Genomic DNA, 25495 nt, shown 5'->3' on the forward strand with positions numbered 1-25495 from the left:
TTTAGGATCATGTTATGCGAGTACCGCGAATTTATCACCCTTTGCCGGCGAATACGCTTGAAAATAGTACGCAACCTGCGCTCAGCGTGGGCCAACAACTCGATCTTTGCGACGAGGCGGCGAATCACGTCGGCCGGGTGTTGCGTATGCAGGACGGCCAGCCGCTGGTCCTTTTCACCGGCGATGGCATGGATTACCGGGCGGTGATTGTCAGCGCCTCAAAGAAAAATGTGCGGGTTGAGATCACAGACATGGTGGTCAACGCCACTGAGTCCCCCGTGAAGATTCATCTGGGCCAGGGCATTTCCCGCGGCGATCGTATGGACTTCGTGCTGCAAAAGTCGGTGGAACTGGGCGTGCACAGCATCACGCCTGTCTTTACCGAGCGCTGCGGGGTGAAGTTAAGCGGTGACCGACTGCAGAAAAAAGTGCAACAATGGCAGAAGATTGTCGTCGCTGCCTGCGAGCAAAGTGGTCGCAGTGTCGTACCACAAGTTCATTCACCGGTGGCCCTCAATGACTGGCTGGCAAAGCTGCCGCCGGCGTTACGGCTGACCCTCGACCCGACCGCCCGTAAACCCTTGCGCGAGCAGCAGCTGACCAGCGAGCACGTGCAACTGCTCATTGGCCCGGAAGGCGGCCTGACCGATACCGAAATTGCCGCTTCGAAAAATGCTGATTTTCAGCCCGTACAACTTGGCCCCAGAGTGCTGCGCACAGAAACCGCAGCCTTAACGGCACTCAGTGTCATGCAATATCAATTTGGCGATTTAGCCACGCCCATTATTCAGGAGTAACCTTATGAAGTTAGCAATGATTATGGACCCCATTGCCACCGTTAAGACCTACAAGGACACCAGCTTCCGGTTGCTGCTTGAAGCGCAGGAGCGTGGCTACGAATGCTATTACCTGGAGATGAGCGATCTCTCATTGATTGCCGGCAAACCCATGGCGCATGCCCGCCGTGTCGATGTTGTTGATCAGGAGCGTGACTTTTATAAGTTAGGTGAAAGCGTGAATCAGCCGCTGGCCGATTTTGACGTGATCATGATGCGCAAGGACCCGCCCTTTGATACGGAATTTTTATACACCACCTATTTGCTCGAACTAGCAGAGGAAGCCGGTGCACTGGTAGTGAATAAACCGCGCAGTTTGCGCGACTGTAATGAGAAACTGTTCACGGCCTGGTTCTCTCATTTAACGCCGCCGACCATTGTCACCCGTCGCGCGGACGAGGTCCGTGCGTTTCATAAAGAGCATCAGGACATTATTTTAAAGCCTCTGGATGGCATGGGTGGCGCTTCCATTTTCCGGGTCGGCGAAGATGGCAATAACCTGGGCGTCATCATCGAAACACTGACCGCTCACGGTCAGCGATTTGCCATGATCCAACGCTATATGCCCGAAATAAAAGACGGCGATAAGCGTATTCTGATTATTGATGGCGAGCCTATGCCCTACTCACTGGCACGGGTACCTTCGGCCGGTGAAACCCGCGGTAACCTGGCAGCAGGAGGCAGCGGCCGACCACAGCCATTGAGTGATAGCGACTGGGAGTTAGCGCGTGAAGTGGGGCCTGAACTGAAACGTCGCGGCCTGTTGCTGGTTGGACTTGACGTGATTGGCGATCGCATCACCGAAATTAATGTCACGAGTCCAACTTGTATGCGCGAGATCGAAGCCGCATATGATATCAATATCGCAGGCAAACTTTATGAAGCCATTGAGGCACGCCGCGAAGCAAAAAGCAGATAAGGTCATTATGGAAGCACTCACGAATTTACAGAATCATTTTTTAATTGCGATGCCGGGCATGGACGACCCCTTTTTCCATCGCTCGGTCACTTACATCTGCGAGCACAATGCGGAAGGGGCGATGGGTCTTATCATTAACCAGCCCGTAGAACTTAATGTCGCCAACCTGCTTGAGCAACTTGAGATTGTAGTGCCTGAGCAGTCGCTGATGTTCGATAAGCAAGTTTTTGCCGGCGGTCCTTTGGCACGTGACCGCGGCTTTGTGCTGCACTCGCCGGAAGAAGAGTGGCGTAGTTCGGCACGATTAAGTGACGACGTCATGATTACCACTTCCAAAGACATTCTTGAGGCTATGGGCCGCGGCGATGCGCCAGAGAAGTTTCTGCTGACTCTGGGGTATGCCGGCTGGGAAGCGGGCCAACTGGAACAGGAACTGGCGGACAACAGCTGGCTGACGATTCCCGCTGATCCGGAAATCCTGTTTAACACGCCTATCACCGAGCGTTGGCAAAAAGCCACGGAAACACTAGGCTTTCACGCCTGGCAATTAGGGCCCGGAGCCGGCCACGCATGAGTCAGCTGCTGGGCTTTGATTTTGGTACACACAATATTGGCGTTGCCGTGGGTCAGACCATAACAGGAACCGCTTCGCCGCTGGCCGCGTTAAAAGCAAAAGACGGCCAGCCGGACTGGCACAAAGTGCAGGTGCTGATTAACGAGTGGCAGCCCCAGTGTCTGGTGGTAGGTTTGCCTCTGAATATGGATGGTACCGAACAGCCAGTAACCGAGCTGGCGCGTAAATTTGCCAACCGCTTACACGGCCGGTTTGGTTTACCCGTGCACCTGCAGGACGAACGCTTAACCACTGTCGCCGCAAAAGAAGAGTTGTTTGAGCGCGGCGGCTTTCGTCAGCTCAGCAAAGATAAAATCGACAGTGCTGCTGCGCAGCTCATCCTCGAAGACTACATTAGTCAGTTAAGCTGATGCAGCAGCTGCATTGCCTATAAATTTTCTTCGGCGTATTGCGCCAGACTGCTGCGCACCACACCATTTAAATTCACCGTCGCACTGCCGGGGTAATCTTTAAAACGCTCCACAATATAGGTTAAACCTGAAGTCACTGCGGTCAGATAATAGCTGTCAATTTGCGCCAGGTTACCGGAGCAAATGATTTTAGTACCGGTACCACAGCGGGTAATAATGGTTTTTAGCTGCGACGCGGTAAGGTTCTGCGACTCATCTAATAATACGATGGCATTTTGAATGCTTCGTCCGCGCATAAAGTTCAACGACTTAAACTGGATATTGGCCTTATTCATGATGTAATTCAGGCTCGACTCCATGCTTTCATCGTTTTTGTGCAACACTTCCAGCGAATCGGTAATTGCCGCCAGCCAGGGCGCCATTTTTTCTTCTTCAGTGCCAGGCAGGTAACCGATAGACTCAGCAATTTCCGGTGTATTGCGGGTCACGATGATCTTTTCATAAATACCTTGTTCAATAACCAGCTCCAGGGCCGAGGCCAGCGCCAGCAGGGTTTTACCACTGCCTGCCGGACCGGTCAGAATCACCAGATCAATGGTCGGATCAAGCAGAGCATTCATGGCCATTGCCTGATAAATATTTTTCGGATGAATTCCCCAGGCGTGATAACTCATCATCCGCTCGAAGCCCAGATCATGCAGCCGCACAAGCTCGTCACCGTAGCCTACTACTTTGGCCGCAAAATGCTCGGTTTCATCGATCAGGTACTGGTTGCGAAAGACGGTCGGTAAAATGTCCCGGTTCAGTTCGTGGAAGGTTTCCCGACCTTCCTGTACGCTGGTGACTTCGCCAACGCTTTGCCAGAAATCACCTTCGAGCTCAACAAAGCCTTTCGATAAGAAGCGGATATCGTCGATCAACTGGTCCGTGCGGTAGTCCTCAACAAACTTCACTCCAGCGCCTTTCGCCTTTAACCGCATATTGATGTCTTTGGTGACTAAGACAATTTTGGCGTTGCTCTTGGTCTTCTGCAGCTCAAGTGCGGCCTGAATAATGCGGTGATCATTTTCTGAGAGGTTCAGTACCGACTCGGTTTGCTTTAACTGATAATCAGGGAAAATGGCCAGTGTACCTTCGGCGCGATGCGCTCCTTGTATACGGTTAAGTGGTACTCCTTCGATGATTTCCTCAGGACTGGCGTCCTTCAGGGCATCCTCTAACGAGCGAATTGCGACCCGGGCCTCGCGGCTGACATCTTTATGGCGATCTTTAATGTTGTCGAGCTCTTCGAGCACAACCATCGGAATAATAACGTTATGTTCTTCAAAGTTTAAAAAGGCGAGCGGTTCGTGGAGTAAGATATTGGTGTCGAGCAGGTAGTATTTGGGCATTGTTTCAGTCATGCGTGACCTCAAGCAGCTATGAAGATTATTTATAATTTTGGCTTGCCATGCACTTTTAAGACTAGCGCAGTTTTCATGAAAATGGTGTGAACATTGAAAAAAATTTCGCTACCATGTGCGCCCTTTGGTAGAACGTCCTCGGACGTGTTGAGTTGTAGAGGTTTTTGCATGTCAAAAGATAGCGAGCACACTTATGTTGCAGGTCAGCGCTGGTTAAGCGAAACGGAACTTGAACAGGGGCTTGGCTTGTTGACGCAAGTTGAAGGCCGCATGCTCACAGTTTTGTTCCCTGCGACAGAGGAACTGCGCCATTATGCCATTCAGCAGGCACCGCTGGCGCGCTATCGGCTGTTACCTGACGATCGGGGTCAACACGCTGACGGCTGGTTCTTCCGTGTGACTGAGGTCGAGACTAAAGCTGGAGTACTGCATTACCACGGCGTGCATGAAGATACTGATAAAAAGATCACTCTGCCAGAAACACAGCTGGCTGCACAGGTCGCCACTCAGCATCCATTAACCCGCATCCTGGCGGGCAAAACCGATCGACTTGACATGTACCGCCTGCGCCAGCAGGCCCAGCAACACTTACAACATTGGCAACAATCTTCCGTTGCCGGATTGCTTGGCGCCCGGGCACAGTTACTCCCTCATCAGCTTTACATTGCCCATACTGTGGCCGACCGTTTTCAGCCGCGGGTGTTGCTCGCCGATGAAGTCGGCCTTGGCAAAACCATTGAAGCAGGCTTAATTTTGCAGCGACGCTTACTCAGCGGACGGAGTCAGCGGGTGGTGGTGATAGTACCGGACAGCCTTTGTCATCAATGGCTGGTCGAACTTAAGCGGCGTTTTGCCCTGGCCTTTAGCTTGTTTGATGAAGAGCGCTGCGAACAGACTCTGCACGAGTACGACAACGTCTTCAGCGCTGAACAACTGGTAGTGGTACCTCAGAGTCTGCTGCAAAGTGAAACTTGGCAAGCCCAGCTCGCTGCGGCGGACTTTGATCTACTGATAGTCGATGAAGCGCACCGCATCGCACCACAAACATCACATTTTGCTCAGTTACAGCAATTGTGTGGCGCGATTCCTGCTGTGTTGCTGCTTACCGCGACACCAGAGCAAGCCGGACTTGAGGGACACTTTGCCCGCTTACAACTGCTCGACCCTGATCGGTTCCACAGCTTTGACGACTTTGTCGCCGAGCAGGAAAGTTACCAGCAGTTGAGTCCTTTAGCCGAGGTGCTGGCGCGAGTGGAAGCCGATAAGTTGCTTGACCGTGTGCTTGATCACTACGGCACCGGGCGGCTGATGTTCCGTAACAGCCGCGCGCACGTCGGCGGCTTCCCTGAGCGCCAGTGTCAGCCTGCGCCATTAGAAGCCGACAACGATGAATTCACCAGCAAAGCCAACTGGCTGCATAACCTGCTGCGCCAGCACAAGCCGGAAAAGTTTATTCTGATTTGTCGCTCAGCTCTGACCGTGCAGGAACTGTACGATTACCTGCGGGTGCAACACGGCGTCCATGCCGCCGTATTCCATGAGGGCATGAGCCTGCTCGAGCGTGATCGCGCAGCTGAATTCTTTGCCAGTCCAGAAGATGGCTGCCCGGTACTGCTGTGTTCCGAAATTGGCAGCGAAGGTCGCAACTTCCAGTTTGCCCATCACCTGGTCTTGTTTGATCTGCCGGAGCACCCGGATCTTCTCGAGCAGCGCATCGGACGACTGGACCGCCTTGGCCAGAATCAGGACGTACAGATTCATGTGCCTTATGTTACCGACAGCCGCGATGCTTACCTGTTCCAGTGGTATCAGCAAATGCAGGCGTTTGCCGCACCAAACGCGGTTGGTGCCATGCTTTATAATGAATTCAGTGAGCAACTGCAGCCCTATTTAAGCGGTGATTATCATGACGAGCTGGGCTTCGAAGGACTGCTGGAAGCCACAGCCGAGCGCGCCGGGCAATTGCGTGAGCAAATCCGCCAGGGCCGTGACCGCCTGCAGGAACTGAACGCTTATCGGCCGCATCAGGCGCAGGCGATACTCGACGCAATTACCAGTGATGAGCGTCCGCAGCAGCTACGTGATTTCATGCACAACTTCTGGGCACGGTTTGGCCTCGATTACGATGAGCTGAATGCCGACAGTGGCTGGTTGCGCCCCACCGAACATATGCGGGTTCAGCTCCCGGGTTTGCCCGATGAGGGCCTGACGGTCACCTTTTCCCGTGACTATGCGCTGGCCAACGAACAGGTGGAGTTCCTGAGCTGGGACCATCCGCAGGTGCAACACGCACTGGAATTACTCAGCACCGATAGTTTTGGGAGCACTTGTGTTGCTCTGATCCAGAATCGCGCCCTGCCGGCGGGCAGCTGGTTTGTTGAGCTGACCTTTAGCAGTCAGCTGACGGCACCGGCCCATCTGGTCGCGCAGGAATTTTACCCGCAGCAGGCCATCCGGGTGCTGCTGGACAGTCAAGGTCGGGACTTGACCTCGCGCGTGCAAGCCAACGCATTTGATAAACAATTGCAGTTTATTGATAAAAAACAGTCCCGCGCGTTGTTGCAACAGTTACGGCAGACCATTCAGCAACATATTCAAAGCGCCTGGCAGCCGGCCGAAACGCAACAGCAGGCGCTCGTTGCCCAAGCCGCGGAACGCCTTGAACAACGTATGGCTGCGGCCCAGCAACGACTGCAACAATTGCAGCAACGCAACCCGGCGGTGCGGCAGAGCGAAGTGGACGCGCTGAACTCACGTCAGCAACAGCTTACCGCGGCTCTGCGTCAGCCTATGCTGCAGCTCGACAGTGTCCGTATCGTTGTGAATTCGCCAGCATGACCTTGCTGCACTACGCGCCACCCACCGAGCCTTATCTGGATATTGTCTACCGTGATGAGGCCATTGTGGTGGTGAATAAGCCTTCCGGTTTGTTGAGTGTACCTGGTAAAGATCCGGCACACCGCGACTCGGTCTGGGCTAGGGTCACCCGCGTTTTACCGGGGGCCCGTGTCGTTCACCGCCTGGATATGGCGACCTCGGGTCTCATCGTGCTGGCCTTACACAAAACCGCACAAGCGCATTTACAGCGTCAGTTTGAACAGCGCAAAGTGCATAAGTACTATCGCGCTCGTGTCGCTGGGCAACTCCCCGCCACTGCCGGAGTGATTGATCTGGCGATGCGCTGTGACTGGCCCAACCGGCCCCGGCAGATGATCGATTTAATTGAGGGGCGTCAGGCCCAGACCCGCTATCAGGTGGTGGCCTTTGATGGCGAAATAAGCGAAGTGATGTTATTTCCTGTCACCGGTCGGTCGCACCAGCTCCGGGTACATATGCAGGTGTTAGGCACACCTATTCTGGGGGACAAGTTTTATGCGGGCGCGGCCGCTTATGCCGCCGCTTCCCGTTTACTTTTACATGCCGAAGAGATTGGTTTTACTCATCCTCTGAGCGGGGCAGCGATTAACTTTCACTGCCCTGCTGACTTTTGATAAGTTCATAAGCCGCCTGAATTTCCTGCGCTTTTTGCTGGGCTGAAGCTCGCATTTCCTCTGGCAGACCTTGCGCTGCCAGCTTGTCCGGGTGGTGCTTTGCCATCAACTTGCGGTAGGCTTTTTTCACCTCAGCGAAGCTGGCTTTGCGGTCCACACCCAGTACCGCATAGGCATCATCAAGTTGACTGGCCGCAGTAGCACCACTGCTACCGCCCTGACCGCCCCGAAAACGCTGGCCAGCCTGTGCCATCCGCAACCACAGATCAAGCTGAGCGCGGCGGAAACCCAACGCCTGAGTGATGCGCAGCAGCACGTCGTACTCGGCTTGATCAAGCTTGCCATCATGTAAGGCAACAATCAGGATCTGCTCAATGAAAAACTGCAGAATGTCTTTGCGCCATGCCACTTGGCGACGGAAGGCGCTGACTTTGCTGACCAGCGGATAACCGGCATCTTTGCCTTCGCGAAAAGCTTCCTGGGCACGACTGCGAGCATCATCACTGAGTTTCAGGTGATGCATCAGGGCATTCACATAATCAATGTCCTGTTCCGTAACGCGGCCCTTCGATTTGGCCAGATGCCCTAACACGGCAAACAGCGTATCTGTAAATAGCTGCTGATCGACCGCGCCACCCGGGCGCATGGATTGCTGCAAAGCGCGATCAAACCAATGCCCAATCAAGAGCCCCAGAAACAAACCGGGAAGTTTTAGAAACAGGTAACCGAAGAAACCACCGAGCACTTTACCCAAAAACATGCTTACTCCTCGTACTTAATCCAGTGCCGCCATGGCGGGCAAGATACGGTCTTTTAAAAGATCGCGAAAATCGTCGAACTCCGGGTAGATGGCAGCAACGTCGTGAAGATAGCCCAAATTTCTTGGAATATCCTGCACGTACCCTGGATTACCATCCCGTTGATAGCGGCGGGCAAACAAGCCACTGGCATACGCATGGCGCTGTAAGCCCATTAAATCGAACCAACGTTGCCAGGTGGTGCTATCGACATCTTTTACTAAATCACTCTGCTCTTTACACAGATAATCAAAGCATTCTGCTGACAGCCGGCGCACCTGCTCTTCTGGCCAGCGCACATAGCAGTCACGCAGCAAACTGACGACATCATAGGTGATTGGCCCAATCACTGCATCATGAAATCCCGTATAAGCCAGAGATTTATCCCCTTGCACCAGCACGTTCCGCGCATGAAATTTACGGTGCACACCCACCTGCGGTTGTGCCGTGGCATTATCAACCAGGGTTGCGCAAAATCGCTCCCATACCTCTTGCTCTGCAGCAGTAAACTCGATCTGCAGGTGAGCCTTCACTAACCATTCTGGCAGCAAATCAAGCTCGGCCTGTAACTGTGTGCGATTAAATTCCGGTAAGGCGCCATACTGGGTTTCACGTACCCGCATAATCTCGCCAAGATCAGCGAATACTTTCGCGTACCAGTCACTGAGTGAGTGTTCACTTAGGTGGCTCAGCAACAAGCTCGAGCCCAGATCTGTGATCAGCATAAAACCATGTTGCTGCTGCACAGCCACCAGTTCGGGAACGGCTATATTGCGTTCACTGTAAGCGTCAGCAACTGCTAGGTAGTTTTCCAAAACCGCCTCAGTGTTCATGGTATCAACTGCAATAAGACTACGCAGACCATCATGAGTTCGGTAGTAACGCCAGGGACGGGCATCACCAAATACCGGTTGCAGATCCTGTTGCGGGTGCCCGGTCACCGCCTCACACCACGCCTGCAACTTTACTTCTCGTTTATTTTCCACGCTTATTCCTCGCTCACAAATGGCAGGCAAAGTAAATTTGCTTTATCATACCTTCCACATTGTTAAGGACAAAGTTGAGTCATCACTAACATGCATTCATTTATTCGCGGAGCCGGCTGGGGCATTGGCCTATATTTATGCGGCACCACAGTCGTCTCAGCACAGGCGCAGGACAACGCAGAGTTCCTTGCCCAATGTCCCGTCCGCGCACCGTTATTCCAGCTGGATGAACTCAAACCTATCCGTAACCTTAGCACTGATGCTATTGGCGTCCGAGCAAATCAAGCCGACATTGACTCAGAAACTTCTATCGCCTCGTTTACCGGCAATGTTGAGGTGCAATTTAATAATCAATTCTTATTGACTGAGCAGGCTACTGTGAATCAAGCGACGGGCAATATCAATGCCAGTGGTGCGACTCAATTTACTGATGGTTACGTCCAGGTGGCAAGTGAAAATTTCCGTCTCAACTCCGGTGAAAACCGTGCCTACCTGTCGGGTGCTCAATATCAGCTGATTGATAACGGTGCACACGGTACCGCTGAGCTTCTAGCCATTGCTCAGGAACAAGTTTTGCTGACCGGCTCAACCTTTACCACCTGTCCGACAGATAACCCGGCCTGGCAGCTTAGTGCTGAAGAAATCAGTATTAGCGAAGATGAAGCCTGGGGTGAAGCATGGCACGCTAAGTTTGAGCTTTTTGGTGTTCCGGTGCTGTATGTTCCCTACCTTAACTTTCCGATTAATGACGAACGCAAAACCGGATTTTTGTTCCCGACTATCCGCTCGTCACAGAAAAACGGCTTTGAGTTTGAAATTCCTTATTACATCAACATCGCTCCTAATCAGGACGCCACGATCACGCCGCGCTACATGGCTGAACGCGGGCTGCAAATGCAAGCCGAGTACCGTGTGCTTACCGACGACGGCTATGGTCAGTTAAACCTGGCTTATCTCAACGACGATAATAGTCTTGAGACCGAGGAGTCACGTTATCTGTGGCGGGTTGAGCACGCCCAGAACTGGAATCAGAACTGGCGTTCGTACATCAATGCTCTTGATATCAGCGATGACGATTACTTAAATGATTTTGGTAGCGACTTTGCTGGGCGAGCCGATGCGCAGCTTTATCGGCACGCCCGTATCGATTATCTGAGTGACAACGTCGAGGTCATGCTCCGGGCGGAAGATTTTGAGCTACTCGGTAACTACCGCTCGCCGTACCGTACGATGCCGCAAATTGTGACGCAGGCGCACTGGCAGGGACCGCGGATGCTGTCTTATGGCGTGTTCTCCGAGCTCACCCACTTTCAGAATCAGGAAGACAGTCGCGATTATGCCTCGCGTCTGCATGTTGAACCACAGGTCAGCCTGGCGCTTGAGAAGCCTGCTTATGACTGGCTGACAGAGTTACGTTATAGCTACACATACTATGACCAGACGGCCAGCGACAGTGGCCTGAGCGAAAACCCCTCGCGCGGTTTACCGCAGTTCCGGATGCGCGGACGTCTGAATCTCGAACGCGAGTTCAACTGGGACAACACGAATTACCGCCAAACCCTGCAACCCCAGATTCAGTATCTGTATGTGCCCTACCGGGATCAGTCTGATATCGGTATCTATGATTCGACCTTAATGCAGGATGACTACCGCGGTTTGTTTCGTGCGCGCCGTTTTTCCGGACTTGACCGAATCGCCGATGCCAACCAGGTCACTATCGGCGCCTCGACCAGTGTCTACAACGACAGCGCCCGCGAGTTGATGCGTTTTAGTGTAGGACAGATTTATTATTTTGATGACAGCGAGGTCAATCTGTTCGATGAAGCCAGCCAGGTTTCCGATGACCGTTCTGATGTGGCTTTTGAAACCCGTTTTCGCCTTGGCCAGCGTTGGTTTATCAACGGTGCTGTGCAGTACGATCTTGAGCAGGAAAACACCCGTAAGAGTCAAACTGCGGTTGAGTATCGCGTCAATGAGAGTAACCTCGTGCAGCTGAGTCACCGGCAGGTGACCAACATTCTTAACGATGATATCGAACAATTAGGTTTACAGACGGTCTATCAAGTGAATAGCAAGTGGCAACTGGCCACAAATTGGTACTACGATTTGCAGCAGAAGCGTACCAACGACGCGCTTCTTGCGTTACAGTACAACGACTGTTGTTGGGCCGTACGCGTGAGTGCCTATCGTCGCATCAATCGCAATCTCGAATTACAACAATTTGATCCCATGGCAGGTGAACCAGAGTTCGATAATGGGGTCAGTATACAATTCATAATTAAGGGGCTTGGCTCTGACAATGGTAATCTGCTGGAACTTATTGAGCAGAGCCTGTTTGGTTATCGCCACCCGTTTTATTTAAGCAACTAGGTAGTTTTCATGAACAAGATGTTGAAGTTAGTGAGCATTGCATGGCTGGCAATCGCAAGCAGCGTAGTCTCAGTGCAAGCCAACGAAGTGCTCGACCGGGTCGCTGTCATCGTTAATGACGGTGTGATTCTGCAAAGCGAAGTCGAAGCCATGTTGGCTCAGATCAAGCGTAACGCGGCTGAACAAGATATCAGTCTACCCGGTGATGAAGTGCTGCGGGTACAAGCGATCGATCGCCTGGTGTTGCAGGAAGTCCAGCTTCAAATCGCCCGTCGTGCCGGTATTGAGGTGAGTGATGCGCAACTTGAACAAACCATTCAAGGCATCGCTCAGGAATCCAACATGAGTGTTGATGAGCTGCGTAACGAGATTGAGCGTCTGGGCAGTTCCTGGTCGAGCTACCGTGAATCAGTGCGCAAAGAAATGCTGCTAGGTGAAATTCAGCGCGGCGCCGTACGCGAGCGGGTTTATATCTCACCACAGGAAATTCAAAATCTGTCCGAGATGCTGGACGAAGTCAACAGCCAGGAAGTCGAGTACCGGTTGAGCCACATTTTGGTGGGTTTACGTGACGGCAGTGGCGGTGACGAAGTCCAGGACGCACGCGAGCGTGCTGAACAGCTGTTAGATGTTCTGCGTAACGGTGCTGATTTTGCCGAGACAGCAATTTCCGCATCGTCGGGCTCACGCGCACTGGAAGGTGGTGATTTGGGCTGGATGAATATTAATGCGATGCCAACGTTATTCGCAGAAGCCGTGCGTGGTAAGCGCGAAGGCGACCTGATTGGTCCGATTAAAAGTGGTGTTGGTTTTCATATTCTGAAAGTTGCCGACACTCGCGGTTTAGAAACTGTTGAAGTGGAAGAAGTGAATGCCCGGCATATTCTGCTGCAACCTTCTGTGATTCTCTCTGACAAACGTGCCCGCGAGAAGCTGACCGAGATTCGTGCGCAAATCGTCGCCGGTGAAGCGACCTTCGAAGAGATGGCGCGCGAGCATTCCTCTGATCCGGGTTCAGCGAGCCAGGGCGGTGAATTAGGCTGGTCGCAAACCGATGTCTATGACCCAGCCTTTAAGCAGGTCGTCGATAGCTCCGAGATCGGTGTCATTAGTGAGCCTTTCAAATCACAGTTTGGCTGGCACATCGTTGAAGTTCTCGACCGCCGTGTTCAGGACGCCACCGAGCGGAGTAAACAAAACCGCGCGTATCAGTTACTGTTCCGTCGTAAATACCAGGAAGAGCTGGAAAACTGGCAACAAGAGATCCGTGACCAGGCGTATATTGAACAGGTCATTAAATGAGTTTGAAACGTATCGCCTATAGTTCCGGCGAGCCGGCCGGCATCGGTCCTGACATTGCACTGTATTTAATGCAAGAGATGGCCGCGAAGCAATGGCCCTGTGAACTGGTGGTACTGGGTAACAAACAACTCCTACAAGACCGGGCTGAACAGCTCGGTCTTGTCGTTTCCTGTGTCGACTATGACGCTCAACGGCCCCCGCAACTCTGGCCCAGCGGAACTCTGGTGGTCGCCGAGCATGAACTTGGCGCACCCGTGCAGGCCGGGCAGTTGGATAGTGCCAATAGTGCCTATGTACTGAGCCTGCTACGCCATGCTGGCGAAGGCTGCATGCAAGGCGAATTTGATGCCATCATGACCGGCCCCGTTCACAAAGGGGTGATTAACGATGCTGGCATCGCCTTTAGTGGTCATACGGAGTTCTTCGCTGAGCTTAGCCACACCAAACAAGTGGTCATGATGCTGGCCACTGAAGGTCTTCGTGTTGCCCTGGTAACCACTCACCTGCCCTTGAGTCAGGTTCCGGCAGCTATTACCCAGCCGCTGGTGGAGAGTGTCACCAAGATCGTAGCAACAGAATTGCGCCAGCGCTTTCAGTGCAGCTCGCCCAAAATACTGATGTGTGGCCTTAACCCGCATGCCGGCGAACAAGGCCATCTCGGCCGGGAAGAGATCGAACACATAGAGCCAGCGCTCGCAGCCTTGCAGTCGCAGGGTATCGAGGTAAGCGGCCCATGGCCGGCTGACACCGTATTTCAACCCCATTATTTAGCCAACGCCGATGCTGTCATCGCCATGTATCACGATCAAGGGTTACCCGTGCTAAAATACCGGGGCTTCGGCAATGCCGTGAATATCACCCTCGGCCTGCCTTTTGTTCGCACCTCGGTGGATCACGGCACTGCCCTCGATAAAGCGGGCACCGGCGCAATTGACATCGGCAGTGCCTGCTACGCTTTAGAGACCGCCTTAACCATGGTAACGGAATGACAAAAACGCATTTGGGACATCGCGCACGTAAGCGCTTTGGACAAAACTTTCTGCACGACACCTTTGTGATTGACGCTATCGTTGATGCAATTAATCCGCAAAAAGACGAGCAGTTGCTTGAGATCGGCCCTGGCCTTGCAGCACTTACTGAGCCGGTCTGCGACCGCATTGATCACCTGACCGTGGTCGAGCTTGACCGTGACCTTGCTGATCGCCTCGAACAGCACCCGTTCTTGCAGCAAAAGCTGACGGTCTATCGTGGTGATGCGCTGAAAACAGATTTTCGTCAGTTCCAACAAGACGGACAAAAACTGCGCGTGTTCGGCAACCTGCCGTACAACATTTCAACGCCGATTATTTTTCACTTACTCGACCAGATCGACGCGATTAGCGATATGCATTTCATGCTGCAAAAAGAAGTGGTCGAGCGTCTGGCAGCACAACCTGGTACTAAGGCTTATGGTCGCCTGACCGTGGCAGTGCAACAAGCCTGTGCCGTTGAGCCGGTGCTGACGGTGCCTGCCGGCGCCTTCACCCCGCCACCTAAAGTGGAGTCGGCAGTGGTACGGTTAACTCCGTATGCGGAGCCACCCTACCCGGTGCACGACTTTAAAACCTTGCAGAAACTTTGTCTGGTTGCCTTTAACCAGCGCCGTAAGACCATCCGCAACAACTTAAAACAGCATTTCTCTGATGCACAACTTGAGGCGCTGGGAATCGACCCGGGCACACGCCCGGAAACATTATCCGTGGCCGACTATTGTCGGCTCGCCAATTGGTATTACGAAAACGAAGGTGCTTTATGAGTGACATACGTATTGAGGTTCAAACTCACTATCTTGCTGCCCAATCAGCACCGGATAATGGTCAGTATGTTTTTGCCTACACCATCACCATCAGTAATGATGGCGCCCAAGCGGTGCAACTGCTGAATCGTGCCTGGCGCATCACCGATGCGGATCACAAAATCACCCGGGTCGCCGGTGACGGCGTAGTCGGTCAGCAGCCTCACATAGCCCCGGGCGAATCCTTCAGCTACACCAGCGGCACCGTGCTCGCTACACCGATCGGTACAATGGAAGGACATTACGGTATGGAAGCTGCTGATGGCTCGAAATTTGAGGTTACTATCCCGTCATTCCGTCTGGCTGTGCCTAATATTCTGCACTAACACCGGAGCTTTGTATGGCACGCTATTTTGTCGGAGATCTGCAAGGCTGTGTGACCCAGCTCGACGAATTGCTGGCACAGGTCAACTTCGATCCACGCTTTGATGAACTCTGGTGCGTCGGCGACATCGTTGCCCGCGGCCCGGACTCACTGGCCTGCCTGCAACGCTTGCGTGACCTGGGTGAAGCAGCAAAGTGCGTGCTCGGCAATCATGACTTGAATTTACTTGCCGTGCTGACTGGGGTGCGCAACGCCAACCCGAAAGACAAGCTGGATGCCATTCTCGCGCTTCCTAAAGCTGAACAACACGAGTGGATTGAATTTCTGGTGCAACAACCGCTGATGCGCCAGGTCGATGATGTCGTAATGACCCATGCTGGCATCTATCCGCAGTGGTCTTTAGCGCAAGCTGCGGCGCTAGCCGAGGAAGTCCGCGCGAGTCTGCAGCGTGCCTGGCGCCACCGCAAGCTGGCCCAGTGGCTTGATAAAATGTACGGCAATGAGCCGACCTGCTGGTCATCGACATTGCAGGGCCCCGAGCGGATCCGCTTTATTATTAATGCCTTCACGCGTATGCGCTTTATCGGCGAGAATCACTGCCTGGAGCTAGATACTAAAGGAGCGCCAGATGCCGACACTCGGGAGCGGGGACTAATACCGTGGTTTGAAACCTGGCAACCACAACCCATGACCCTGATGTTCGGGCATTGGGCTGCCTTACAAGGTCATACTGGTCGTGACGATGTGATTGGTCTGGAAACAGGCTGCGTATGGGGCGAAACAATGACCCTGCTGCGCTGGCCCGAAGGCCAGCGTTGGCAGGCAGAAAATCCTGAAGGTGCGGATTAAGCGACACCTAAGCTACAGTAATCCGCGCAAACTTACGTTTGCCAACCTGATAGACCGCCGTAGTGCCGGCTGCAATCATTTGTTTGGTATCGGTGACCTTCTCGCCATCCACCTTCACCGCACTTTGTTTAATCATCCGCATCGCATCAGAGGTGGAGTTGACCAGCTGAGCTTCTTTAAGCAAGTGGCAAATACCGATTTCGCCAGCCTCAGTGTTAAGCTCAAGTTCAGGCATGTCATCAGGGATAGCATTTTTACTAAAGCGCTGCACAAAATCCTGCTCTGCTGCCTCGGCTGCTTCGGCGTCATGAAAGCGAGTGATAATCTCTTTTGCCAGCAGCACTTTATAATCACGAGGGTTAGCGCCTGCGCTGACCGCCTGCTTGAACTGTGCAAGTTCTTCCAGTGGCCGGAAGCTCAGCAATTCAAAGTAGCGCCACATCAGCTCGTCCGAGACCGACATCAACTTACCGAACATATCGTTGGCGGGCTCAGTGATGCCAACGTAGTTGCCCAGCGACTTCGACATCTTCTGCACCCCGTCAAGGCCCTCAAGCAAAGGTACCATGATCACCGTTTGAGGGATCTGACCCTCATCTTTTTGTAGTTCACGGCCCATCAGCAAGTTGAAGCGCTGGTCGGTACCACCGAGTTCAACATCGGCACGCAGTGCCACGGAATCCCAGCCTTGTACCAGCGGGTACAAAAACTCATGAATGGCAATGGGCTGCCCGGAAGCGTAACGCTTCTTGAAGTCATCGCGTTCCAGCATACGCGCAACGGTCTGACGCGCCGCCAGTTTGATCATGCCGTCCGAGCCTAACTCATTCATCCATTCTGAATTGAAACGAATTTGGGTTTTTGCCGGATCGAGAATCTTAAAGACCTGTTCTTTATAGGTTTGCGCATTGGCAATTACATCGTCACGCGACAAGGGTTTACGGGTGACATTTTTACCCGTTGGATCGCCGATCATGCCGGTGAAATCACCGATAAGAAAAACGATCTCATGGCCGAGATCCTGAAACGCCCGCATTTTATTGATTAAAACCGTATGGCCAAGGTGTAAATCTGGTGCGGTTGGATCAAAACCGGCCTTGATCACTAAAGGTTTACCTTTTGCGAGCTTATCCTTAAGTTCATCGGCGAGCAGAATTTCTTCTGTGCCGCGGGCTATCTCTGCAAACGCATCCGCCGCTGATTTTGTCATTACTTTCATACTCCTGAGCTGTCGACCGTGACGCGGGAAGGGCTATCAAACGTTGCATTGTATGCTATTTGAGACGGTCTTTTAAGCGGAAATAAAGGTAAAGCGACTGGAAAAACGTTGCACTTCGTATTATTCTGCCAAAAGAACTATGGGAAATAGGGTTCCCAGTGCGCTAACTTCAGGAAGTATATGAAGGTATTAACTACTAGAATGGCAGGTGTTTTAAAGCAACTGCCACGACGTCACCAGCTCTTATTGTCGGGGGTTTGCCTCGCGACGCTAATTGTCATGTTGCTGCCATCCGAGCCAGCGACCGCGTCGCGTAATACCTCCGATCCCAAACTTGCCGATAAACAGTTGATTCTGGGCGAGCGTCTCGAAATTCCGCTCACCCTGAAGGACACAGTGACTGCCCCAGCCGCGCAGGAATTGCAGCTAAAGCCAGCCGTAGATTCTACCGCAGCCGCTGAAACGTTCGCCGTAGAGGAACCTGCAGAGCCTGCTGTGCACTGGAGCGGTTATGAAGTTAAGTCCGGAGATAGTCTGGCACGTATTTTCGATGTCATGGGCTTCTCACCGCAACAGCTCTATCGGGTCACGCAAGATAAGCAAGCAAACAAGTACCTGCTGAAGCTGCATCCGGGCGATACCCTGCGCTTTGCCAAGAATGCTGAAGGCGAGCTGCTGCAGCTGGCCTACCAAATCAGTCCTGTGGATACCCTGATCGTGAGCCAGACCACGAAGGGCTACGCCAGTGAAATCGACACTAAAGAAGTGCAGATTCAGGAAGCCTTTGCCTTTGCTGAAATCGATTCAAGCTTCTGGAACGCAGGTATTAATGCGGGCCTGACCGAAAATCAAATCATGAGTATCGCCAATATTTTTGGTTGGGACATCGACTTTGCACTCGACCTGCGTAAGGGTGACGAGTTCTCGGTCATCTTTGAAAAAGAGTACGTTGACGGTGAGTTCGTCGGTTATGGCCGAGTTCTGGCCGCCGAGTTTGTCAATCAGGATCGTAAATTCCAGGCGATTTTACACAGCAACGGCGACTACTACGCGGTGAATGGCAACGCCATGCGTAAATCATTTCTACGCTCGCCGGTGAAATTTACCTATATAAGCTCTAGCTTTAATCCGCGCCGCCTGCACCCTGTTACCGGTCGGGTCCGTCCCCACAATGGGATTGATTACGCTGCCAATGTCGGCACACCGGTTATGTCCTCAGGTAGCGGTAAAGTCATTGCCAGCGCCTACAACAATCTGAACGGCAATTACGTGTTTATCCAGCATGGCGAGCGCTATGTCACCAAGTACCTGCACCTGAGCAAGCGCACGGTGAAACGTGGCGATCGGGTCAAGCAAGGCGACTTGATTGGCCGTGTTGGTGCAACCGGCCGTGTCACCGGTGCTCATCTGCATTACGAATTTTTGGTAGATGGTGTGCATCGTAATCCGCGCACCGTCAAATTCCCTGAGGCCGAGTCACTGACCGCCAGCGAAATGCCAGAGTTCAAGCAAATTGCTGACCAACGTTTAGCGATGCTGGCAGATAACAGACGCGTCTTCCTGGCCATGCGCTGAGCATGAGCGAACAGCTTTACATCGGTTTAATGTCAGGAACCAGCATGGACGGCCTTGATGCCGTCCTTGTTGATTTTAGCGGCGAACAACCGCAGCTTCTGCAACACTACTCCCAGGCACTTCCGCCGCACCTCAAGGCTGAGTTTCAAGACCTCTGTGCCCCCGGTACTAATGAACTGCACCGACTCGCTACTGCGGATCGGCAATTTGCCGAATACAGTGCTGAGGTGGTGTTGGCATTGCTCGAGCAGGCTCAACTGTCAGCCTCAGCCATTGCAGCCGTGGGCAGCCATGGTCAGACCGTACGCCATATGCCTGACGCACTGACGCCCTACACTGTGCAACTCGGTGATCCCAATACGCTTGCCGCACTAACGGGAATTGCCGTCGTCGCAGACTTCCGCCGTAAAGACATTGCCTTAGGTGGTCAGGGAGCCCCGCTGGTACCTGCTTTTCACGAGGCCTTGTTTAAAACGCGTCTGGCAGAAGACTGTCCAACGGCGGTGCTTAACCTCGGCGGCATCGCGAACATTACTTTGTTCGCGGCCAACGGCGGTGAGGTCACCGGCTTTGACACCGGACCAGCCAACACGCTCCTCGACCTTTGGTATCAACTCCACCACCCAGACGCAGCGCAAAGCTACGATCCGGAAGGCAGTTATGCTGCCAGTGGCAAAGTGATTCATGAGCTGCTTGGGGCTATGCTTGCCGACGATTACATCCAGCAGGCACCTCCGAAAAGCACCGGCCGCGAGTACTTTAATTACAACTGGCTAATGAGCTATCTTGAGTCTGCAAATGGCTCAGATATCGGGTGGCGGAGTGAGGACATTCAGGCAACCCTGGCAGAATTTACGGCTGCCACGGTCGCTCACGGCCTGCAGCAAGCCAGCCGGACACAGGTCCATAGCGTTTTTGTTGCCGGTGGTGGAGCTTTTAACCAGCATTTATTAGGCCGCTTAGCGACGCACTATCCCGAGGCTCAGTGGCGTAGTGTTGCTGCCTTAGGGGTAGACCCGCAACAATTGGAAGCGATGGCGTTTGCCTGGTTAGCGCGCCAGTTTATGCTCGGTTTACCAGGCAATATGCCGGCAGTGACGGGCGCCAGCCGCGCCACTGTACTCGGTGGTCTTTACTTACCTTAATGACGTTGTATCAGGCTAAGCTTTGGCTTTTAAGCCTGCAGCTTCGCAAAAGCATCACGGGTAAGATTTTCATTGTTGCCATCAGCACCTACCACGATACTGTCTTCAATACGCACACCGCCGTAAGGGCGTAACTCAGCGATACGCTCCCAGTTCATTTCTTTGGCATCAGCATGTGCTTCAAGCAGCTGATCGACGACGTAAAGACCAGGTTCAATGGTGAAGACCTGTCCTTCTTCTACCGGGCGTAACAAACGCAGGAACGGATGGCGTGGGTCGCGGTCGTACGTATCCCCGCGATCATTGCGAAGGAAGCCACCCACATCATGCACCTGCAGGCCAATAAAGTGACCCAGCCCATGAGGGAAGAATGCGCTGCTGAAGCCCTGTTCATAAATGCTCTCCGCTGAGCCTTCCACGAAACCAAAATCACTCAGAATCTGGGCAATTTTCAGGTGCTGGGAGACATGCAACTGATAGTAATCGACACCAGGCTTGATCTCCTTCAGCAACGCTTGCTGCGCATCATCTACCGCTGTCACTAAATCGGCAAAGAAGCCCTCATTACGGGCGTATGTGCGGGTGATATCCGCGCAGTAACCACGATAGGTGGCGCCAGCATCAATTAAGAATGAACGGCTTTCGGCAGGAGCTTGGGTCTCGTACACATCGTAATGCAAAATGGCGCCATGCTCATTCAGGCCGACAATACTGTTGTAAGGCAGCTCGCTTTCACGGAAGTGAATCGCGGCAAGATAGGCATGGTGAATTTCCAGCTCACTCTTGCCCGCTAAAAACGCATCACGGGCCGCCAGATGAGCGTAGGCTGCGCGCTCGTTTGCCACGCGCAGGTTCTCCAGTTCCCATTCAGTTTTCAGAGCACGGTGAAAGTGCAGGTGGTCGATGAGATCTTGTGGATTGCGAGCTTTCACGTTCCAGCTGGCCACTGGCTCGGCAAAATCTTCGCCGATGAAAGCAGCATCCTGGAGTTTACTGCCTAACTGTGCGGTCAGTTTGGAGAGGTCGTCGATGACCACCAGCTCTACGTGCTCCTGCCATTCAGCCGGCTCGATAGTGACAGGTGCATGCCAGAAATCGCGAGCCTGGAACAGGAACAGTACCGGCTTTTGGCCGCGCTCATAGAAAATTGCACTCTTTGGGCTTGCTGTGACCGGCAACCAGTATTTGAATAATGGATTGACTTTGAAAGGGGCTGGATTATCGTCCAAAAACGCTACCCGCGGTTGGCCCGCGTAAACCAGAACGGAATCGAAATTGGTTGCTGCCAGGGCTGCGTCGAAACGGGCCTGAACTGTGGCGATATGTGCCGCATAAGAACTCATAGAATACCTCCCCTACAAATGAAGAAGGCATTCTAACGTAAAGCTAAGCGGAAGGCATCACTCGTCCGTTAACGAGTGCAGATAAGAGGTTAAACGGCGAAACTCGCACCACAGCCACAGGTCGTGGTGGCGTTGGGATTATCGACAAAGAAGCGGGCGCCTTGCAAACCTTCTTCGTAATTGACTGTACCGCCAACCAGATATTGCAGGCTCATGGGATCGACCACCAGAGTCACGCCGTTTTTTTCGATTTCCATATCACCGGCGTTCACTTTTTCGTCAAAAGTGAAGCCATACTGAAAGCCCGAACAGCCCCCACCAGTTACGTAAACACGCAGCTTCAACGCAGGATTCTCTTCATCTGCGATCAGGGTCTTCACTTTATTTGCTGCTGCCTCAGTAAATTGGATAGGCATCGCTTGCGCTGCATCAGTCATTCGTTTACTACCTCCGATGATTAGAACGCTATTTTCTCGTACCTGAGTAAAAGGGTCAAGTATTGCAGTCGGACTATGACTGCAGCTCACTCCATAAAAACGTGCGCTCAAGCAGTGTATTTCCACTTCCCTGTACATTTACGCGTACAGTAATGCTCTCTGGCTCAAAGTTATCGGGTAATCTGAAGCTACCTGTCTGGACTTTGAAATAACGCATGCTGAATTCTTTGTCAGCCGCTGGCAGCTCTGCCAGCTCAAATACATCCAGGACCACTCTGCTGCCGTCCAACAGGCCATGCAGGCTGACATTCAGCGTGCCTTTGACACCGCCGCGCTGCCGATCCGTTTGCACGACCGCAAGACGAAACTGATAATGCTCTGGCTGGCGTAACGAATAAAGCTCAAAAGCATCGATGACCACCCCTTGCGCTTCCAGTTCCGGAGCCATGATCTTCTGATAAAAGGCCAACTCTCGTTTGAGCGCCATTAACTCATCCTGACCCGCAATAAGATCGCGTTCCAGCTGTTCACTGGCGGCGCGCTCGATGCCAAGCTCAACTTCAGCAATATGCTTTTGATAATCCGTTGTTTCGGCTTGTTCATAAAGCTGCTCGACTTGCAATTCAAGGTCGTTTACCCGGCTCAGCAAATACCAGTTTTGTCCGGCACCGATTAGGTAACCCAGCACGAAAGCGCTGATCACAACCACAGCAATTAAGCCAAACTTTTGCTTCTCATTCATAGCAGCTCTTCATATCATGGAACGCATGTTATGCTACGCAGCTTAAAAGGATTAAACAATGACTTTACTCTGGGTAAAAGCCCTCCACATCATTTTTATGGTGGCCTGGTTCGCCGGAATTTTCTATCTGCCGCGCTTATTTGTCTATCACGCTCAGACCGAGTCGGCAGAAGTGAGCGCACAACTTAAAGTTATGGAGCGCCGCTTACTTTATTTTGTCACCCCCTTTGCCCTGCTGACATTGGTCTTCGGGGTCTGGTTAATTATCGCCTATGGTAGCGCCTGGTTCTCTGCCAGCGGCTGGATGCATATCAAACTGCTGCTGGTGATTCTGTTATATGGCTACCACCTGTATTGCTTTAAGTTGTTGGCGGATTTTGCCAATGACCGCAACCGCCGTAGCCACAAGTTTTACCGTATCTTCAATGAAGTACCGGTATTCGCTTTGTTTGCCATTGTGATACTGGCGATACTGAAGCCATTTTGAGTGCCAACATTCTTTTTGGCGCCACTATCTGCTAGTATAACGGTCCAGTGTTTGATCAACTTTTCGCTACTCTTTTCGTAACTCGCTGAGGCTGCAACACATGAACTTCACTGGCGCCAACATTCTTTCTGTTGACCAATTCAATCGTGACAGTATTGACGACATTTTCGAAGTGGCAGACCGTATGTTGCCCTATGCCCGTCGCCAAAAACGCACCCGCGTACTTGACGGTGCCATTCTCGGAAACCTGTTTTTTGAACCTTCTACCCGTACCCGCGTAAGTTTCGGTACCGCGTTTAATCTACTCGGTGGCGAAGTTCGTGAAACCACGGGTATGGAGAGCTCAGCTCTGGCGAAAGGCGAATCCCTGTACGATACCGCTCGCGTGCTCAGTAGCTACAGTGACGTTATCGCCATGCGCCACCCCAAATCAGGGGCGGTTGCAGAATTTGCCGAGGGCAGCCGGGTGCCGGTCATCAACGGGGGCGATGGCGCCAACGAACACCCGACCCAGGCGCTGCTGGATTTGTACACCATCAAAAAAGAACTCGCCTACCACGGCCATACGGTTGATGGCATGCATATCTGTATGATGGGTGACCTCAAGTTTGGGCGAACCGTACATTCCTTGTCACGTCTGCTGGCCCTTTATGACAATGTCCGCTTTACCCTGATCTCACCGCGCGAATTAATGATGCCAGATAGTGTCATGAGCGTGCTGACCAATGCCGGTCATGAAATCAATGTCACTGATCAGGTCAGTGGCAGCTCCGATGCTGATATTGTTTATCAGACCCGGATCCAGCAGGAACGTTTTACCTCGCCACAGGAAGCTGATCAGTACCGTGGCAAGTTTCGTCTGAACAGCGAGATCTACACCAAACATTACAAGCCCAACACCGTTATCATGCATCCTTTGCCGCGCGATTCCCGCGCTGAAGCGAACGAACTTGATAACGATTTGAACCAAAATCCCAATTTGGCCATATTCCGTCAAGCCGACAATGGCGTTCTTATCCGTATGGCGTTATTTGCGCTCACTCTTGGTGTTGCTGACCAGGTTCAGGATTACGAGTGTGAAGTCAACTGGTTCAGCGACAAGCGCAACGTCTAACTTATCGTAAAAGAGGATCACGATGTCTCGATCTGAAGATTTATTTGCTCAAGCCCAGCTCGCCATTCCTGGCGGCGTTAATTCCCCTGTGCGTGCCTTCAACGGAGTTGGTGGTTCGCCGATCTTCATCGAGCGTGCTGACGGCGCTTATATGTACGATGCTGACGGCCAGCGCTACATTGACTACGTTGGCTCATGGGGCCCGATGATTTTAGGCCACAACAATGCTGCGATTCGCGAGGCGACTCACGCTGCTGTCGACCGTGGCCTGAGCTTCGGTACCCCGACCTCCAGCGAAATTACTATGGCCGAGAAAATCAAGGCACTGGTACCCTCCATTGAGAAAGTTCGCATGGTGAACTCCGGCACCGAAGCGACCATGACGGCTATCCGTCTGGCACGTGGTTTTACCGGGCGCGACAAGATTTTGAAATTCGAAGGCTGCTATCACGGTCACGCCGATGCCCTGTTAGTCAAAGCGGGCTCAGGCCTGCTGACTCTGGGCGTGCCAAACTCGCCCGGGATCCCGGAAGACTTCGCTAAACATACGCTGACGGTGACCTTTAACGACATCGAGTCGGTCCGCCAGATCTTTGCTGAACACGGACAGGATATTGCAACCATTATCGTTGAGCCGGTGGCCGGCAACATGAATTGTATCCCTCCTGCCCCCGGCTTCCTGGAAGGTTTACGGGAAGTTTGTGACGAGTACGGCAGTGTCCTTATTTTTGACGAGGTGATGTCAGGTTTCCGCGTTGCCCGTGGCGGTGCCCAGGAGTACTTCAATGTGATTCCTGATCTAACCACTCTGGGTAAAGTGATTGGCGGTGGTATGCCCGTCGGCGCATTCGGTGGTAAGCGCGAGATTATGGATTATATTGCGCCGGTAGGGCCCGTCTATCAGGCCGGTACCCTGTCAGGGAACCCAGTGGCTATGGCGGCAGGTCTTGCCGCACTGTCACAACTTGACGATGAAGCGCTTTACCCACAACTAGACGCCAAGGTTGAGCGTTTGGTAACCGGTATGCAGGAACGCGCTGATGCCGCAGGTATTCCATTTACCACCAATCGCGCAGGCTCAATGTTTGGTTTCTTCTTCAGCACTGATGCAGAAGTCACCAGCTACGCCCAGGCAACCCAGTGTAATATGGAACACTTCCGTAAGTTCTATCACAGCATGCTCAAACAGAGGATCTACCTGGCTCCATCAGCGTTTGAAGCAGGCTTTATGTCGGCGGTCCATAGCGATGCCGATATCGACGCCACTCTGGATGCCGCCAGCAACGCCTTTGCTGAATTAAAACAAGGCTAACCCAGCCTGCTCAGAATGGACCGCA

General features: G+C 52.8%; 24 protein-coding genes. 17 read left to right on the forward strand and 7 right to left on the reverse strand.

Going from position 1 to position 25495, the window contains the following annotated elements:
* Window positions 1-14: 14 nt before the first annotated feature.
* From J6J28_RS10390 to ruvX, 4 genes are read left to right on the forward strand one after another with little or no spacing between them, the layout of a single operon-like run.
* Window positions 15-797, forward strand: a complete 783-nt coding sequence (locus tag J6J28_RS10390) for a 16S rRNA (uracil(1498)-N(3))-methyltransferase (RefSeq protein ID WP_301721566.1) — start codon at window positions 15-17, stop codon at window positions 795-797.
* Between the two features lie 4 nt (window positions 798-801).
* Window positions 802-1755 carry a glutathione synthase gene (gene gshB, locus J6J28_RS10395; protein ID WP_301721567.1) on the forward strand — a complete coding sequence of 318 codons (954 nt, stop codon included), beginning with the start codon at window positions 802-804 and terminating at the stop codon, window positions 1753-1755.
* Between the two features lie 7 nt (window positions 1756-1762).
* Entirely contained in the window at window positions 1763-2329 is a 567-nt protein-coding gene (locus J6J28_RS10400; RefSeq protein ID WP_301721637.1) for a YqgE/AlgH family protein, read from the forward strand.
* On the forward strand, window positions 2326-2739 hold the full coding sequence (gene ruvX, locus J6J28_RS10405) for a Holliday junction resolvase RuvX (RefSeq protein ID WP_301721568.1): 414 nt from the start codon (window positions 2326-2328) through the stop codon (window positions 2737-2739). The genes J6J28_RS10400 and ruvX overlap by 4 nt, the downstream gene beginning before the upstream one ends.
* A gap of 17 nt (window positions 2740-2756) precedes the next feature.
* On the opposite strand, the gene J6J28_RS10410 is transcribed toward ruvX, so the two are convergent.
* A complete protein-coding gene (locus J6J28_RS10410; RefSeq protein WP_301721570.1) occupies window positions 2757-4142 on the reverse strand; it encodes a PhoH family protein in 1386 nt (461 codons plus the stop codon).
* A 168-nt stretch (window positions 4143-4310) separates the two neighbouring features.
* On the opposite strand from J6J28_RS10410, the gene J6J28_RS10415 reads away from it, so the two are divergent.
* A complete protein-coding gene (locus tag J6J28_RS10415) occupies window positions 4311-6980 on the forward strand; it encodes an SNF2-related protein (RefSeq protein WP_301721571.1) in 2670 nt (889 codons plus the stop codon).
* Entirely contained in the window at window positions 6977-7633 is a 657-nt protein-coding gene (locus J6J28_RS10420; RefSeq protein WP_301721573.1) for a pseudouridine synthase, read from the forward strand. Before J6J28_RS10415 ends, J6J28_RS10420 begins: the two co-directional genes overlap by 4 nt.
* Here the strand turns inward: J6J28_RS10420 and djlA are convergent.
* The gene (djlA, locus tag J6J28_RS10425) at window positions 7605-8393 is read right to left on the reverse strand and encodes a co-chaperone DjlA (RefSeq protein WP_301721574.1); all 789 of its coding nucleotides are present in this window, start codon (window positions 8391-8393) and stop codon (window positions 7605-7607) included. The genes J6J28_RS10420 and djlA overlap by 29 nt on opposite strands.
* A 15-nt stretch (window positions 8394-8408) precedes the next feature.
* Entirely contained in the window at window positions 8409-9416 is a 1008-nt protein-coding gene (locus tag J6J28_RS10430) for an aminoglycoside phosphotransferase family protein (protein ID WP_301721576.1), read from the reverse strand.
* A gap of 90 nt (window positions 9417-9506) precedes the next feature.
* Between J6J28_RS10430 and J6J28_RS10435 the strand changes: the two genes are divergently transcribed.
* Genes J6J28_RS10435 through J6J28_RS10460 form a run of 6 tightly spaced genes read left to right on the forward strand, consistent with a single transcriptional unit; the run spans window position 9507 to window position 16096 of the window.
* Window positions 9507-11786 carry an LPS-assembly protein LptD gene (locus J6J28_RS10435; protein ID WP_301721577.1) on the forward strand — a complete coding sequence of 760 codons (2280 nt, stop codon included), beginning with the start codon at window positions 9507-9509 and terminating at the stop codon, window positions 11784-11786.
* Between the two features lie 9 nt (window positions 11787-11795).
* Entirely contained in the window at window positions 11796-13088 is a 1293-nt protein-coding gene (surA, locus tag J6J28_RS10440) for a peptidylprolyl isomerase SurA (RefSeq protein ID WP_301721579.1), read from the forward strand.
* Window positions 13085-14077, forward strand: a complete 993-nt coding sequence (pdxA, locus tag J6J28_RS10445) for a 4-hydroxythreonine-4-phosphate dehydrogenase PdxA (protein WP_301721580.1) — start codon at window positions 13085-13087, stop codon at window positions 14075-14077. The genes surA and pdxA overlap by 4 nt, the downstream gene beginning before the upstream one ends.
* A complete protein-coding gene (gene rsmA / locus J6J28_RS10450) occupies window positions 14074-14883 on the forward strand; it encodes a 16S rRNA (adenine(1518)-N(6)/adenine(1519)-N(6))-dimethyltransferase RsmA (RefSeq protein ID WP_301721581.1) in 810 nt (269 codons plus the stop codon). The genes pdxA and rsmA overlap by 4 nt, the downstream gene beginning before the upstream one ends.
* The gene (gene apaG, locus J6J28_RS10455) at window positions 14880-15248 is read left to right on the forward strand and encodes a Co2+/Mg2+ efflux protein ApaG (protein ID WP_301721582.1); all 369 of its coding nucleotides are present in this window, start codon (window positions 14880-14882) and stop codon (window positions 15246-15248) included. The genes rsmA and apaG overlap by 4 nt, the downstream gene beginning before the upstream one ends.
* Window positions 15249-15262: 14 nt before the next feature.
* On the forward strand, window positions 15263-16096 hold the full coding sequence (locus J6J28_RS10460) for a symmetrical bis(5'-nucleosyl)-tetraphosphatase (RefSeq protein ID WP_301721583.1): 834 nt from the start codon (window positions 15263-15265) through the stop codon (window positions 16094-16096).
* A gap of 7 nt (window positions 16097-16103) precedes the next feature.
* Here J6J28_RS10460 and tyrS read toward each other — a convergent pair whose 3' ends face one another.
* Window positions 16104-17306 carry a tyrosine--tRNA ligase gene (gene tyrS / locus J6J28_RS10465; protein ID WP_301721584.1) on the reverse strand — a complete coding sequence of 401 codons (1203 nt, stop codon included), beginning with the start codon at window positions 17304-17306 and terminating at the stop codon, window positions 16104-16106.
* Between the two features lie 210 nt (window positions 17307-17516).
* On the opposite strand from tyrS, the gene J6J28_RS10470 reads away from it, so the two are divergent.
* On the forward strand, window positions 17517-18890 hold the full coding sequence (locus tag J6J28_RS10470; RefSeq protein ID WP_301721639.1) for a peptidoglycan DD-metalloendopeptidase family protein: 1374 nt from the start codon (window positions 17517-17519) through the stop codon (window positions 18888-18890).
* A gap of 2 nt (window positions 18891-18892) precedes the next feature.
* The gene (locus J6J28_RS10475) at window positions 18893-20035 is read left to right on the forward strand and encodes an anhydro-N-acetylmuramic acid kinase (protein ID WP_301721585.1); all 1143 of its coding nucleotides are present in this window, start codon (window positions 18893-18895) and stop codon (window positions 20033-20035) included.
* 29 nt (window positions 20036-20064) lie between these two features.
* On the opposite strand, the gene pepQ is transcribed toward J6J28_RS10475, so the two are convergent.
* The 3 genes from pepQ to J6J28_RS10490 form a co-directional block, all read right to left on the reverse strand.
* Complete coding sequence (pepQ, locus tag J6J28_RS10480; protein WP_301721586.1) at window positions 20065-21378, reverse strand: Xaa-Pro dipeptidase; 1314 nt, start codon at window positions 21376-21378, stop codon at window positions 20065-20067.
* 89 nt (window positions 21379-21467) lie between these two features.
* Entirely contained in the window at window positions 21468-21815 is a 348-nt protein-coding gene (gene erpA, locus J6J28_RS10485; protein ID WP_301721587.1) for an iron-sulfur cluster insertion protein ErpA, read from the reverse strand.
* Between the two features lie 73 nt (window positions 21816-21888).
* The gene (locus J6J28_RS10490; RefSeq protein WP_301721588.1) at window positions 21889-22557 is read right to left on the reverse strand and encodes a DUF6776 family protein; all 669 of its coding nucleotides are present in this window, start codon (window positions 22555-22557) and stop codon (window positions 21889-21891) included.
* Window positions 22558-22615: 58 nt separating this feature from the next.
* On the opposite strand from J6J28_RS10490, the gene hemJ reads away from it, so the two are divergent.
* The 3 genes from hemJ to hemL all read left to right on the forward strand — a co-directional run bounded on the left by hemJ (window position 22616) and on the right by hemL (window position 25470).
* The gene (gene hemJ, locus J6J28_RS10495) at window positions 22616-23044 is read left to right on the forward strand and encodes a protoporphyrinogen oxidase HemJ (RefSeq protein ID WP_301721589.1); all 429 of its coding nucleotides are present in this window, start codon (window positions 22616-22618) and stop codon (window positions 23042-23044) included.
* Window positions 23045-23144: 100 nt separating this feature from the next.
* Entirely contained in the window at window positions 23145-24158 is a 1014-nt protein-coding gene (locus J6J28_RS10500) for an aspartate carbamoyltransferase (RefSeq protein WP_301721590.1), read from the forward strand.
* Between the two features lie 22 nt (window positions 24159-24180).
* Entirely contained in the window at window positions 24181-25470 is a 1290-nt protein-coding gene (gene hemL / locus J6J28_RS10505) for a glutamate-1-semialdehyde 2,1-aminomutase (RefSeq protein ID WP_301721591.1), read from the forward strand.
* The last annotated feature ends 25 nt before the right edge of the window (window positions 25471-25495 follow it).

This window comes from Pseudidiomarina terrestris, assembly GCF_030466375.1.
GTDB classification, from domain to species: domain Bacteria; phylum Pseudomonadota; class Gammaproteobacteria; order Enterobacterales; family Alteromonadaceae; genus Pseudidiomarina; species Pseudidiomarina terrestris.